At 62.5% G+C, this 13,981-nt stretch carries 12 protein-coding genes; 4 read left to right on the top strand and 8 right to left on the bottom strand.

The window, feature by feature from the left end:
• Position 1: 1 nt before the first annotated feature.
• Positions 2-2,284, top strand: coding sequence for a serine/threonine-protein kinase (locus IPK17_RS12205; protein WP_343417969.1), 2,283 nt, complete (start codon positions 2-4; stop codon positions 2,282-2,284).
• Positions 2,284-3,429: a WD40 repeat domain-containing protein gene (locus tag IPK17_RS12200; RefSeq protein ID WP_343417968.1), complete on the top strand. Its 1,146-nt coding sequence runs from the start codon at positions 2,284-2,286 to the stop codon at positions 3,427-3,429. Before IPK17_RS12205 ends, IPK17_RS12200 begins: the two co-directional genes overlap by 1 nt.
• Positions 3,430-3,594: 165 nt before the next feature.
• Here IPK17_RS12200 and IPK17_RS12195 read toward each other — a convergent pair whose 3' ends face one another.
• The 8 genes from IPK17_RS12195 to IPK17_RS12160 form a co-directional block, all read right to left on the bottom strand.
• Complete coding sequence (locus IPK17_RS12195; RefSeq protein ID WP_343417967.1) at positions 3,595-4,245, bottom strand: aminoglycoside phosphotransferase/kinase family protein; 651 nt, start codon at positions 4,243-4,245, stop codon at positions 3,595-3,597.
• Positions 4,246-4,302: 57 nt separating this feature from the next.
• Positions 4,303-4,518, bottom strand: a complete 216-nt coding sequence (locus IPK17_RS12190; RefSeq protein WP_343417966.1) for an aminoglycoside phosphotransferase family protein — start codon at positions 4,516-4,518, stop codon at positions 4,303-4,305.
• A 4-nt stretch (positions 4,519-4,522) separates the two neighbouring features.
• On the bottom strand, positions 4,523-6,292 hold the full coding sequence (locus IPK17_RS12185; protein ID WP_343417965.1) for a proline--tRNA ligase: 1,770 nt from the start codon (positions 6,290-6,292) through the stop codon (positions 4,523-4,525).
• 124 nt (positions 6,293-6,416) lie between these two features.
• A complete protein-coding gene (def, locus tag IPK17_RS12180; protein ID WP_343417964.1) occupies positions 6,417-6,959 on the bottom strand; it encodes a peptide deformylase in 543 nt (180 codons plus the stop codon).
• 153 nt (positions 6,960-7,112) lie between these two features.
• A complete protein-coding gene (locus IPK17_RS12175) occupies positions 7,113-8,924 on the bottom strand; it encodes a cyclic nucleotide-binding domain-containing protein (protein ID WP_343417963.1) in 1,812 nt (603 codons plus the stop codon).
• A 72-nt stretch (positions 8,925-8,996) separates the two neighbouring features.
• A complete protein-coding gene (locus tag IPK17_RS12170) occupies positions 8,997-9,722 on the bottom strand; it encodes a DNA-3-methyladenine glycosylase family protein (RefSeq protein WP_343417962.1) in 726 nt (241 codons plus the stop codon).
• A 546-nt stretch (positions 9,723-10,268) separates the two neighbouring features.
• A complete protein-coding gene (gene rsmG, locus IPK17_RS12165) occupies positions 10,269-10,979 on the bottom strand; it encodes a 16S rRNA (guanine(527)-N(7))-methyltransferase RsmG (RefSeq protein ID WP_343417961.1) in 711 nt (236 codons plus the stop codon).
• Between the two features lies 1 nt (position 10,980).
• Positions 10,981-12,084, bottom strand: coding sequence for a hypothetical protein (locus tag IPK17_RS12160; RefSeq protein ID WP_343417960.1), 1,104 nt, complete (start codon positions 12,082-12,084; stop codon positions 10,981-10,983).
• Between the two features lie 257 nt (positions 12,085-12,341).
• Between IPK17_RS12160 and IPK17_RS12155 the strand changes: the two genes are divergently transcribed.
• Entirely contained in the window at positions 12,342-13,421 is a 1,080-nt protein-coding gene (locus IPK17_RS12155) for an isocitrate/isopropylmalate family dehydrogenase (protein WP_343417959.1), read from the top strand.
• Entirely contained in the window at positions 13,405-13,878 is a 474-nt protein-coding gene (locus IPK17_RS12150) for a MarR family winged helix-turn-helix transcriptional regulator (RefSeq protein WP_343417958.1), read from the top strand. Before IPK17_RS12155 ends, IPK17_RS12150 begins: the two co-directional genes overlap by 17 nt.
• Positions 13,879-13,981: the final 103 nt, after the last annotated feature.

Below are 13,981 nucleotides of genomic sequence, written 5' to 3'. Positions count from 1 at the left end.
CGTGGCCGCTTCATTGGTCGGACAAAAACTCGGCAAATACGACGTTACCAAGCTCATCGGGCATGGGGGCATGGCGACGGTCTACAAGGCACACCAATCCGACATTGAGCGCAACGTCGCGATCAAGGTTCTGCCAACGCACCCCGGTCAGGACGATCAGTTTGTCGAGCGTTTCCGCCTCGAAGCGCGCACGATTGCCCGCTTACAGCACCCGCACATTCTGCCGCTTTACGATTATGGTGACGAAAACGGCGTGCTGTATCTGGTGATGGCGTACATTGACGGGGGTTCGGTCAGCGACCGCGTGCGGCGCGGCCTCGTACCGCCGCGCGAAGTCGAGACGATCCTCAAGCAGGTGGCCGGAGCGCTGGATTACGCCCATCGTCAGGGCATCATTCACCGCGATATCAAGCCGGATAACATCCTGCTCGACCGCGAAGGTCACGCCCTGCTCGCCGATTTTGGCATCGTCAAGCTGATCGAAGGCGGGGCGGGCGGGCAGTCGCTCACCATCACGGGCGGGCTGGTCGGCACACCCGCCTACATGTCGCCAGAACAGGCGCAGGGGCTGGCCGTCGACAACCGCAGCGATCTGTATTCGCTCGGCGTCGTGGTGTTTGAGATGCTGACGGGCAAGCAGCCGTATCCAGCCGATACGCCGATGCAAGTCGTCTTCAAGCATGTCAGCGCGCCGATCCCGCCAATCTGCGAAGTGAACCCCGCGCTGCCCGGCGATGTCGACGCGGTCATGCGCCGCATCCTCGCCAAGAGTCCCGCCGACCGCTACCCGACCGCGCAGGCGTTCGCCGAAGACTTCGGTCTCGCCATTCGCGGCGAATTGAGCAAAACGCCATCGGCGAATACCTTCATCTTCCCGCAGGGAAGTGTACCGACGCAGCCGACGCCCAGCACGCCACCACCCGTCGAAACGGGATCGTATCCGGGCATTCCGACCCCGCCGCCGGGCGTGTATGTGCCGGGGCAAACACCCCAACCGGGGAGCTATGCGCCCGGTCAAACGCCGCCACCGGGGACGTATCCGCCGGGGCAAACGCCGCCGCCGGGGGTGTATCCGCAGTACCCCACCTATCCGCCGCCGCAGCCGACCATCATCACGCAGCAGGGGACGAATCCGCTCGTGCTGCTCGGCGGCTTCGCGATCATCGCCGTGCTGATCGTCGTCGTCGTGTTGATCGTCGTGAGCCAGAACAACCGCGCGCCAGATGATGATCGCACCCCGCCGCAAAACATAGGCGTGCCAACTGGACAAGCCGCGCAGCCAACGCAACCGCCTGTCGTCCTGCTGCCCACCCCCGCCGAGCCCAACTTCGGGCGGACGAACTTCAGCACGACGACCACGCTCGGCGATACGGTCAACGTGCAGTTGACCGACGTGCGCGTGCCGCCGCAGGGACAGGTGTATACGGCGTGGCTGCAGAATACAAGCACCCAGCAGGTTTTGAGCCTCGGCGAGATCACGCTCGACGCGCTCGGCAACGGCGCGCTGACCTATCGCGCTGAGGACGAGTCGGTGCTGCCTGCTCTGTACAACAGTGTGCTGATCGGGCTGGATGATCCGAGCGCCGCCCCGCCCGAGATCGCCATCGCTTACAGCGGCCGCGTCCCGGTCGAAGTGACACAGGCGCTGCGGGACATTCTGGTCGATCCCAGTGCTGGAGCGAGCGCCGCCCCCGCGGGCGAGCAAGACTATGCATCCACGGCTGAACCCGCTTACGACGGCAGTCTGCTCGACGGCGCACTGACCGAAGCCGAAATCGCCGCGCGGCATTCCGGTCTCGCCGCGGGCGCGACGAGCGTCGGCAGCATGCGCGCCCACGCCGAACATACGATCAACACGCTGAACGGCACGCGCGAAGACTACGACGGCAACGGTCGCGGCGAAAATCCCGGTCGCGGTTTCGGCGTCATGTTCTTTGTCGAAGCGATGTGGGAGCGGCTCGACGCCGCCGTCAACGCCCCGGACTCGAACGCGCTCATTCAGAGCCAGGCCGAACTTATCCGCATCTGCGTAGCGAACGCCAGCCAGTGGAAAGATCAGGTGGTGACGCTGGAAACGGCCATTCTCACCGCCGACAGTGTGGCCGCTGCCCAGCCGAATCTGGTCGAATCGACCATGCTGGCGCAGGCGCTGGTCTCCGGCATCGATCTCAATGAGAACGGGCAGGTCGAGCCGTTTGAAGGCGAGTGCGGATTGGAACAAATTCTCGATTACGGCGTCTCTGTCGGCAACATGCACATCTTCGCCGCCCAACCCGAGGGATAATGAGGCACATCCTACTGCTGTTCGTGCTGGCGCTGGCCGCTTGCGGCACGCCCGCTCCCGTGACGCCGGAGGCGCGCAACGCGCCGACGCTCACCGCACCCGCATGGGTGACGGGCAATCAACCGATTACGTTGGAGAACGTCGATTCCATCCGCTATCTCGGCCGCATCGATCCGCCGGATGTGGTGGCGACGTGGTTTGACGCCGCGCTCTCCCCCGATTCGACCGCGCTCGCGGCGATCAACATCGATCAACTGGCGCAGTGGAATTTACTCACCGGGGAAACGCTGTTTTACACTGGGCGCGGCGAAGCGGTGCGCGTCTTCTATTCCCCCGACAAAACCGAAATGTACGGCGTGGAAACGTCCGGGCGCGTCGCGATCTACAATGCGCTGACCGGGCAGCAGATCAACCAGTTCAGCGGGCACAGCGCGTTCTCGGGCGTCGCCGCTTATGATGCCAACGCCGGGCTGCTGGCCCTCGGCGGCACCGATGGCACGATCCGCGTATGGAATACGCTGGAGCGACAGGCACAGGTGACGATCAACGCGCACAGCGGGCGCATCAATACGCTGGCCTTTGCCCCGAACGGCGTGTACATCGCCTCCACCGCCGCCGATGGCCGCGCGCGCTTATGGGACTGGCAGCCGCGCACCCTATTAGCTGAAACGGACGCGGCGGAGATTCTACGCACCAGCTTCGCCCCGGACAGCGCGACCATCGCGCTCGGGATGGGCACGAGTGTCGCCCTGTGGACGCCGGACGCCGCCCCGGTCACCCTAGATACGCGTGGTTCGGATGTGATGCAGTTCAGCGGTGACGGGCGTTACCTGCTGGCAGGCAGCCGCTCCGACGGGCTGACGCTGTGGAACGCGCCGGACGCCACACTGATTGGCATCATGCCGGATACGGCGGGCGATGGCGTGGCCGCGGCCTTTTCGCCGGATGGCGCGCTGCTCATCACCTCGACGCTCAACCGTGGCGTGTATCTCTGGAATCTGAATGAAGTCACAGGCACGCAATTGAGCCAAGCGCCGCTCGACGTCGGCACACGCCAAATCTACGATGTGCGCTGGACGGACGACGCCCGCCTGATTCTGCTGTTCGACGCCGTCGGCGCAATCTACGTGTGGGGCATTCCGTAGCGTTGGCAGTTGAAAACTGCGGAGGGACGCGCCGCGGCGTGTTTCCTTTTGAGGTTTTGGGATCCGTTCGGTAAGTCGTCCCAAACGAACCCGGTTATCTCTGTAGGGGCGCACGGCCGTGCGCCCCTACAAATCCCATATTCAACAAGTTACCTGATGAAGCACTTAATCTCGTTCGCGCTCCATGAGCGGTCGCAGCCAACCCTCACAGTCGTTGATCAATTCGCTGAAATTATGGCTTTTCTCCGCGTCGCTGCTGGTCGGGGCTAGTACCTTGTCGAAAAACCCCAGTGCATCTTCAAGATAGCGCTTGTAGAGGTAGAAACGATAGGCAGTCGGGTCGAAATCGTACCCCGGCACGAACTGGCGGTAGAGCGGCAGAAAATTAGCATCATAGCGGTGAAACCACGTATCCCGTTCGCGCGGCGCCAACAGCACCGTATCCCAATCGACCAGCACCACCTGCTGCCCATCGTAGAGAATGTTCCCCGGCGCATCGCCATGCGTCAGGATGAAGGGCAGGTCGGCTGACCGAAGTTGTTTGACCGCCGCTTCCGCGATGCCGATATCGCGCAGCAGGTCGCTGCGCCGCGCGCTGGCCCACTGCGCCAGCGCGTGTTCCTGCGGGTGAGCAAAAGTGTCCGTCCACAACCGTTCGCAGACCGCCAACAGGTCGTTCATGAACGTCAGTTCAAAGGTTTCGCGCGGCAGCGGCGTCTGAATCTGATCAGATAGCCCATGAATGCTGGCCAGCAACCGGACATACGGTTCAAACGGGAAATCGAAGATCCAAGCACCTTCAACCCGGTTGAACAAGATAAACGTTCCTCCGTCGAACGCCAGGCTCAACTGCCCGGTGAGAGTCGGTATGGGTTAGATGATCTGCGCTATCCCCAACTGCCGCAGTTCGCGCAGGACGGGCAAGGTCGGCGCCAGCGTTGGCACGTCAAAGGGCGGACGCACCAGTTTGGCGAAGTAGCGACCGGAATCGCTGTCCACGTAATACGTCTCCGCGACAAAGCCGCGCGGCGCAGGCGTCAGGCGAACGTTCGTCAGCCCATAGTTCGCCGCGATGAATTGGTCGAGCATCCACTCACTCCTTGAACGGCACTTCGACCACCGTCGCGCCGATTTCGGCATACAGCGCGGCGATTTCGCCTTTGATGAACGTGACGACCTGATCCACGGGGACGATCTGTCCGTCTTTGCGCCCGCGCCGCTTGATCTCCGCGCCGCCCTGCGCCAGCGACTTCGCCCCGACCGTGATGCGCAGCGGCAAGCCGATCAAGTCGGCGTCGTTGAACTTCACCCCGGCGCGTTCTTCGCGGTCGTCGAACAGCACTTCCACGCCCGCCGCCTGCAGATCGCGGTATAAGTCGTTGGCCGCCTGCCGCGCCGCGTCATCATCGCCCACGACGAGGATCAGCGCCACCTGATACGGCGCCACGCTGATCGGCCAGATCAGGCCGTAATCATCGTTGTGCTGCTCGGCGACGCACGCTAGTAACCGGCCAATGCCGATGCCATACGACCCCATGATGATCGGCTTGGCTGCCCCGTCTTTGTCGAGGAAGGTCGCGCCGAGCGCGGCACTGTAGCGTGTGCCCAGCTTGAAGATGTTCCCGACCTCGACACCGCGTACGGCGCGCAGCGTTCCCGCGCCATCCGGCGAACGGTCGCCTTCACGGGCGGCGGCGATATCCGCGACGATGTGCGCGGTGAAATCGCGCCCGTAGTTGGTGTTGAGCAGGTGATAGCCCGCCTCGTTCGCCCCGGCGACCAGATTGGGCGAAGTCGGAATCGCGTCGTCGACCACGATGATCGCGCCGCGCGCGCCAATCGCCGAGCCGTAGCCGGGGACCGCGCCCGCCGCCTTGATTTCGTCTTCGGTAGCGGCGCGCATGGTCTTCGCCTTGAGCGCGTTTTGCAGCTTGGTCTCGTTGACGTCCATGTCGCCGCGAATGATGGCGATCACGAAGCGCTCCACGTACTGATCGTTCTCGGAAACGGTCGCCGTGACGAAGAAGGCTTTCGCCGTCTTGCTCCTGGGGATCTTCAGGAAATCCGCCAGCGACTCAATCGTGGTTGTTCCGGGCGTCTCGACCTTCTGCAGCGGCAGCACGTCCTCGACAGGAGCCGGCGGCTTCAGAAACGTGGCGACCTCCCGGTTGGCCGCGTAGCCGCTCTCGTCACAGATCAGCAGCGTGTCTTCGCCAATCGACGTCAGGTACATGAACTCATGTGCCATACTGCCGCCCATCATGCCGACATCCGAGCGCACCGCCATCACCGGGAGCCCGCAGCGGTGATAGATGTTGAAGTACGCCTGATAGTGGCGGCGGTACTGCGCGTCCAGCCCGTCCCAATCAGCATCGAGGCTGTAGCTGTCCTTCATGGTGAATTCGCGCACGCGGATCAGCCCGGCGCGCGGGCGCGGCTCATCGCGGAACTTGGTCTGGAGCTGATAGATGAGCTGCGGAAGCTGGCGATACGAGCGAATCTCGCGGCGAATGAGATCGCCCACGACCTCTTCGTGCGTCATGCCGAGCACCATGTCCCGATCCGCCCGGTCTTTGAAGCGCGCCATCTCCGCGCCGATCTGATACCAGCGCCCGGTCTCTTTCCACAGGTCGGCGGGATGCACGACGGGCATGGTGATCTCCTGCCCGCCGATAGCGTCCATCTCCGCGCGGACAATCGCCATGATTTTGGCCAGCGAGCGCTGCGCGAGGGGCAAATACGAAAAAATCCCGGTGGATAATTGACGGATGTAACCGGCGCGCAGCAGCAGTTGATAGCTGCGCACATCGGCTTCGGCGGGAGCCTGCCGCAAGGTCTGACTGAAAAGCTGTGAACTGCGCATTGACCACTCCATCGTAGGGACGCGGTGCGTCCGCGAGCACAACAAAAAAAACGGACGCCCGATTGGGCGTCCCTACGACAGCATGTTCAGTAGAGACACCATGACTGGCGTCCTGTGGTTCGACTTATTCGGGGCTAGGGACGGGCTGATCTTCGGCGCTTTCCGTCTCTTCGTCTTCACGCCACACTTCGCTGGCGATATCGATGTACAGCCGCCCATCGAGATGATCGATCTCGTGCTGGAAGACGCGCGCCTGCCAGCCCTTCGCCTTGAGGCGGAATTCTTTGCCGTTGCGATCCAGCCCGCGCAGGGTGATGCTCTCATGGCGGTCGACCTTGCCGAAGTAACCGGGAATCGAGAGGCACGCTTCCACGCCTTCGACCATCTCCCGGCTCGCCTTGATGATTTCCGGGTTGGCGACCACGTAGACGACGCCCGCCTGATCGCCGTATTCCTGCTTGCTGTCCTCGTCATCGGGCAGACGAACAACGATCAAGCGCTGCGGGATGGCGACCTGCGGCGCGGCCAAACCGACGCCCGGCGCGGCGATCATGGTTTCGACCATGTCGTCGACCAGCTTCTGAAAATCCGCGCCAAAGTTGGTCACTTTGTGCGCCTTCTTGCGCAAAATCGGGTTATCCGGCTTGATGATGTCGCGAATTGCCATGCCTTATACCTTGCATCTGGAGCTCACCCCAACCCCTCTCCGAACGGAGGGGGCAATACGGGTAGCTTTCAAGTCCCCTCTCCCGTGGGAGAGGGGATTTAGGGTGAGGCGAATGACCTACGGAATGTATTGATTATACCCCGTCTCGGCGCGTTATCCACCGGGACGATTACGCGGTATGCGCGGTGGACGGTTGCCATCGCGCATGGGCGGGGGCTGCTGCGTGACCTCATCGTCCGGCGGCGGCGCGGCGGGCGTATACGAGCGCGGTTGAGGCTGCGCCTGTGCGCTCGGTTGGGTGCGCGGCAGTTCGCGGCCATCATTTCCGGTCATCTGCTGGAATACCGAGAAGTATTCCAGCATTTGCTGCCGCTGCTGTTCGGAAGCCGACTGCGATTGCGCCGATTTGATCGCGGACAAGCGCTGCGAGACCTCCGACTGAATCTCCTGCGGGTCGTACACGTGGTCGAACATTTTGGCGTTCGACTCCGCGCCGATCAGCGAGATATGCACATCACCGCGGTTCAGCAGCGTATTCACCACGCCGTTGACCTCCGAGCGCACATTGTCGACCTGCGTCAGACGGATGGTATCGCGCTGGTTTTGCAGGAACAGCGGCCGTTTGCGGATGAGCGTGATCGAGTCTTTGCCGACGATGAACAGGTCGTTGCGCCAGTCCCAATCGCCCCAATAGAACCACAACGCGCCGAGCAGCAGCACCAGCAGACTCAGCCCCAGCCCCGCCGCGCCCGAGAACGTGAACGTTGGGATCAGGCTCAGAAAGAACAAGGCGATCCCCCCAAGAATCACGAGCAGGGGCGGAAAGATGTGGAAGAACCACACCGAGGCATGCTTGCGGTAAATGATGTCGCCGTTCATGTTGATGTACTTGGTGCGCAGAAAACTCAAACCAATCGTGGAGTCGCTGTCGTCGTTCGGCTCGACGGGCGCGATGCCGCCGACGGCCTGCGTCTGCCCGGCCTGCCGACCAAGCACGCGCTCAATATCGGAGCGGATCTGCGCCTGGCGGCGCTGCGCGTTCAACTGCTGCACCTGCTCACGCTGCGCGAAGATCGTGCGCTGCACCTGCATAGGGCTCGGCACGAACGTCAGGAACATGTTGGCGCTTTCGCCGGATGTCTTGATCGCGACGTTGCCATAGTTGAGCAACCGCGCGAAGGCATCGCCGGGCGGAATCTCCGAACTGACTTCCAGCACACGATCCAGCGGAATCTCGTTGATCGTGTTCTCAAAGGTGAAGAGCGTATTCCACACGCGCACCACGCGCTGATTCGTCACGATGACGCTGTCGTCCTGCCACTCATAGTAGAAGTAGGCGATGATCACGCCGGGGACGATCACGCCCAAGCCCGCCGCCACCAGCGCGACGATCCCATTGATCGGCGCGAGCAGCACGGCGGCGGTGAAGGCGACAATGGCGAAGACGACCGGCAGCCACAACCAGCGCCCGAACGTCCACCAGTGGCGGCGGTAGATGTGCAGCACGGTTTCGTCGTCGCGCTGCCCTTTGAACAGGTGGCGCGGCGCTTCCCGGTGATCGGCGGAGGTTTCGACGCGCAGATTGGAACGCAGTTCGGGGAGGTGCGAGAGCAGGTTCACAAAGCGTCCGCGCGGGATCAGGATGATCACGGCGGGCTGCACAATGCGCAGGTTCGCCGTTTCGCGCGTGGTGGAATACAGCGCGGTCTCGTTGATGTACTGCCCCTGCTCGACCGAGCCGATCGGTTCTTCGATGTTGTTGGCGTTGAAGCGCGTCAGCACGCCGCGCCCGGCCACGAACAGCATCATGCCGCGCGTGGGCTGACCTTGCTGGAAGGCGAACTGCCCCGGCTGAAGCTGAATCACTTCGGCGGCGTTCGCTACTAGCTCGATCTGTGGATTCGTGAGCCGCTCGAACAAGGGTAAATTGCGGATGTGTCGCTGAATGAACGGGTCAGACGCCATAGCATCGCACCTAAACTCTGCCAGTGCGCAGATTGTAGCAGAAAATACGACAGAGTTGGGAGGAGGGGGCTTTCACCCGTAAATGTGCGGATGCCGCTCGAATTCCCAGCGGGTGAGCGCGCAGTAGCTGATCACGCCTTCGTATTCGCCATGCACGCCGAGTGTCCGCTCCAGCACTTCCGGCTCACAGCGACCGTTCGCGCCGTGAAAATAGCGGTTGACCGCCGCCCGCAGGGCCACATCCGCCGAGCCGACGGGCGGAAACACGCCCAACGCGCGGATGATCGACCACGCCGCCGTCCAGTGCCCGATGCCGCGCAGACTCCGCAGGCGCGGATACACCACGTCGAACGGCTGATCGCGCAGGCTTTCCAGATCCAGTTCGCCGGACGCGATCTGCTTGGCGATGTCGAGGATCACGCGGATGCGAATGCCTGTGATCTTCATGGGCAGCAGGTCTTCGACCGTGCACGCCGCCAGTTTGCGCGGATCGGGGAAGGTGTAGTAGGTGACGCCCTCGTAGATCAGCGCGTCGTTCATCTGCGTCATCAGCCAGCGTTCCGCGTCCTGCGCCATCTTCAGCGTGATCTGCTGCTCGATGACGGTCAGCGCGACCGCTTCGAAAAACGTGTCGGATTGAAAGGTGTTCATGCCGTACACGGGTTCGATCACAGCGTGCAGCGCGGGATCGTGCTGCGCGTAGCGGTAAAACGGCGCGAGATCGCTGTCGGCGTTGGCGAGGCGGCGCAGCTTCGCGCTGAGCAAATGCTCGTCCACGGGCGCGTTCGCCGTCAGCAAGTCGACCTTCGAGGCGGGGCTGCTCGACCGTACCGACGCTGCGCAGTTCGATCAGCGCCAGCGCCGCGCCGACGCGAAGCACGCGGCGGAACGCGCCATGCTGGGCGTGTCCCATCGTATACAGGGCGTGCGACGCGCGCAGCGTCTTGGCGAAATCATAGGGCGGGTTGGGCGTAATCGTGAACATAGACCTGTATGTTGGGAAGCTGGATGCCTGTGATGTCAAGAATGTCATCAATTTGTAGGGACAGGCATTCGCCCCTGTCCTGTTGTAGTGAAACTGAGGAGCTTGATGGTTTTGACCCATTAACCCCCTCCCACCGCAAGCGGGGAGAGGGGCGACGCGGCGAGCCATGTTTGACTCCCCTCTCCTCTTTTCGGAGAGGGGCCGGGGGTGAGGTGGAAAAGACGGACGCAATGATGCAGTTTAAGAACAGAAGACGGTGTTTGTAGGGACGCCATACATGGCGTCCGCTGCCTAATTAACCAAAACGGACGAGATATATCTCGTCCCTACGAAAGACTCTTTTACCGTACAGAGGGGGGTCAAATAATCGGCTTAGTGGTCGGCGTGCCGGGTTTGCGCGGGTAGTCGTTCGGCGTGTGCTTGACCTTCTCGATCACCACGAGATAATGCGCCTCGTCGACGCCGGGGAGCGTCACCTCGACGATCGCGCCGAGCTTACCGCCGAGCACCGCCAGCGCCTTCTTCGCGTCGACCGCCTCTTCGTGTGCCGTCTTGCCTTTCATGGCGACGCACACCCCGCCGACCTTCGCCAACGGCAGCAGATATTCGAGCAGGCTGGGCAGGCGGGCAACCGCGCGCGCCAGCACCACGTCATAACTGGCGCGGTGTTCCGGCACATGGCCGATCTCTTCGGCGCGGGCATGCACGCATTCAATCCCCTGTGAAATGCCGAGTAACTGCGCGACATGGCTCAGGAAGGCAACCTTCTTGCCGGTCGCATCGACCAACGTCATATGGATGCCGGGATAGGCGATTTTGAGCGGCAGCCCGGGGAAACCTGCGCCCGTCCCCACGTCGATCACCCGGAGGCCGGGGCGCATGGGGACGGCTTGGACAATGCTCAACGAATCGAGGAAGTGACGCACGCGCACCTCGTCGGGCGCGGTGATGGCGGTCAGGTTGGTGTGACTGTTCCACGCCGCCAATTCGCGCAGATACACGTCGAAAGAATCGGCCTGTTCCGGGGTGAGCGTCACCCCGAAGGCGTGCGTCGCTGCCTCGTTCCACATACTAGTCGTTCGGCGTGATGTTGTGCACTGGCCAGTTGGTCGGGAAGAACATATCGATGTAATCCACGCTCTGATTCTGCGGGTTACGCGTCACGTCGAAGTTGCAGTTGCCGCTTTCGCGCGGCCGCGCCGTGCCGGGGCCGTAATCGTCGTAGCCATCGTTGACCGGGTTCGCCCACGTCAGATCATAGGCGACTTCGTAGTGACCGGGGCGCAGTTGACCGGCGGTGAAGCTGTAGAACACCCAGTAATTGCCGTTGCGGCGGACGGGTTCGGTGCGCTGGACGTCGTTGAAGCGCGCTGTGTTGATCGACGCGACATAGATCGCGTTGTCGATGTGCTGCTGCATATCTTCGAGCGTCTTGGTGTACCACGACCAGTACACGACGACGGTGTCGTTATCGTAGATCAGGCCGGGCAGCGCCAGCGGGTACTCGTCGCATTCCGCGAACAGCAGGCCGGGGGTTTCCGAGCGGAAGGTATCGCTCGGGCGCGCGCCGATGACGACGGCGGCTTCGGGCTGCAGGTTCGGGTTCAGCAGGCCGCCATTCGGCGCGAGCAGGCTGGTGGTGAAACCGGGGCGGCTGGTCGACGCGGCGGCGGCAGTCGTATCTGTCGAACCGGTCGTCGTGCCGGTGTCGGCGCTGCCCGTAGGCTGCGTGGTCGTGTCGCTGCTGCACCCGTCGTTAAAGTCGTTGACCGTGAATTCAAAGTCGACGCTGCTGCTGTTGCCTTCACGCGCCACAAACGCCTTGATGCTGCCCGTCGCCCCCGTCGCCAAAGTCGAACCGCTGTTGTAGGCGAGGCGTTCGTTGAACAGGAAGTCGCCCGCGACCGACGCCTGCCGGACGTTGGTCAGCGCCGTGCCCGTCCCGTTCGGGCCGTTGAACGCCTGATAGTAAATGTCCCACCCACTCAGCATCGTGCCGCTGAAGCGCACAACGACGGCATCGGTGCACAGCACCGCGAACGCCTCGACCGTCGTGCCCTGCGTGGTCGCAGCCGGGGTCGGTGTCGTCGTCTGCGCTTGACCGGGCTGCACGCCCAGCGTCGCGATCACCATTAGCAGGAGGAGACATGATGTAAGCAATGCCAGTTTTTTCACCGGAATTTCCTTTACCTTACTGCTAGATTTGCCGCTATGATAGCGCAAAACCTTGTGCACAATCTACTCAATCCACACTTTGTACCGTAAAATGGCTGCATAATGTGAGTTATGGTTCAGTGCGGTACGCCCTCAGTCTCAAGCTGGAGCGGGGGTCAGCGCGCGGCAGCGGCGGTCATTGAGCCCCGTCAAGCTGCCGACCGCCACACGGAATCTTAGCCGATGATGCATCTTGTTCTCCAAGTAAGGAAATCGACGTGAGCCAACCGACTATTGCCGTGCTGAAGGGCGACCAGACTGGTCAGGAACTCCTTGACGAAGCTCTGCGCGTCCTCGACCCCGCCGTGACCCGGGTTGATCTGGATTTCCAGTTCTTCGACCTCTCGCTGGAAAATCGCCGCGCTACGAAAAATCAAGTCGTCCACGACGCTGCTGCTGCCATCCGCAAGACGGGGCTCGGCATCAAGGCGGCGACCATCACCCCCGGCAACCCCGACGACGTCGGCAGCCCCAACGCCCTGCTGCGTGAACTGATCAACGGGCAGGTGATTTTGCGCACCGGGCGGCGTATTCCGTCGGTGCGGCCGCTGGCGGGCGTGTACGCGCCGATCTCGGTCGTGCGCATGGCCGTCGAAGATGCCTACGGCGCGAAGGAATGGCGTGAAGGCGAAGGTCTGGACGAAATCTCGTACAGCACGCGCAAGCTGTCACGCCGCGTGTGCCGTCAGGTCGCGGAATTCACTTTCCGCTATGCACGCCGCATCGGGGCGAAAGTCTTCGGCGGGCCGAAGTACACGGTCAGCGTGGTCTACGAAGGCATCTTCAAAGAAGAACTGGATGCCGCCGCCGCCCGCTACCCGGATGTGCGCTATGACCCCCAGTTGATCGACGCAACTTACGCGCTGCTGCTCAAGACGACGGGCGAACCGTTGGTCATCCCCGCGCTCAACCGTGATGGCGACAGCCTGAGCGACCTCGTGCTGGAAATGTTCGGCAGCATCGCGGGCGCGGAATCGGTCATCCTGTCGATGAACGACGATTTCGAAGTGCAGACCGTGCTGACCGAAGCGCCGCACGGCACCGCGCCGTCGCTGTTCGGCAAGAACGTTGCCAACCCGCTGGCGATGATCCTCGCGGGCGCGGCGCTGCTGCGCTATATCAAGACGGACGCCGCCGCCCGCGCCAGCCGCGCCATCTACGAAGCGGCGATGGAGACGATCAACGATGGGCTGAAGACGTCTGACCTCGGCGGTCAGGCGCACACCGACGAATACACCAACGAAGTCATCCGGCGCGTCAAGGGCAAGCTTGACGTGTGGGATGCCCTCCACGGGTAAGCGCGTGGATCCGGCGTTTGAGCGCGATTTACTGCACTTCTGGGCGCTGCTGTTTCAGGTTGTGCTGGACGGCGAGAAGCGCCTCTCGGATATGCTGGGTCAGCATGGCCTGACGACGCCGCAGTTTTACGTGCTCAAAACGCTGATCGAACATGATGGCCGGCTGACCATTGGTCGGCTGGCCAAACTGCACGGCTTGACCAACGCCACTATGACGGGACTGGTCAAGCGGCTGGAAGTGTTCGATCCGCCGCTGGTCTTGCGCGAAACCAACGTAGAAGACCGCCGCTCGGTTTACGTCGTGCTGACCGACGCCGGGCGCGAGCGCTTCATCGGCGTGCAGACCGACCTCATGGATCAACTGCGCGCGGTGCTGGGGCTGCTCAACGCCGATGAACGCCGCTCGCTGCTCTTCGACCTCACGCGCTACGTCGACATGCTCATCCTGCGCGCCTAGCCTACTCCCGCATCACGCTTCAACCCGGCGTTTTTTCGCGCCTAACGCCCAAACCGTTTATAGTACTTGGCGCATTCAATCACGATTGAGGAGAGCACATGTC

This window comes from Candidatus Flexifilum breve, from assembly GCF_016713355.1.
This window is presented reverse-complemented; position numbering and strand designations above follow the sequence as displayed.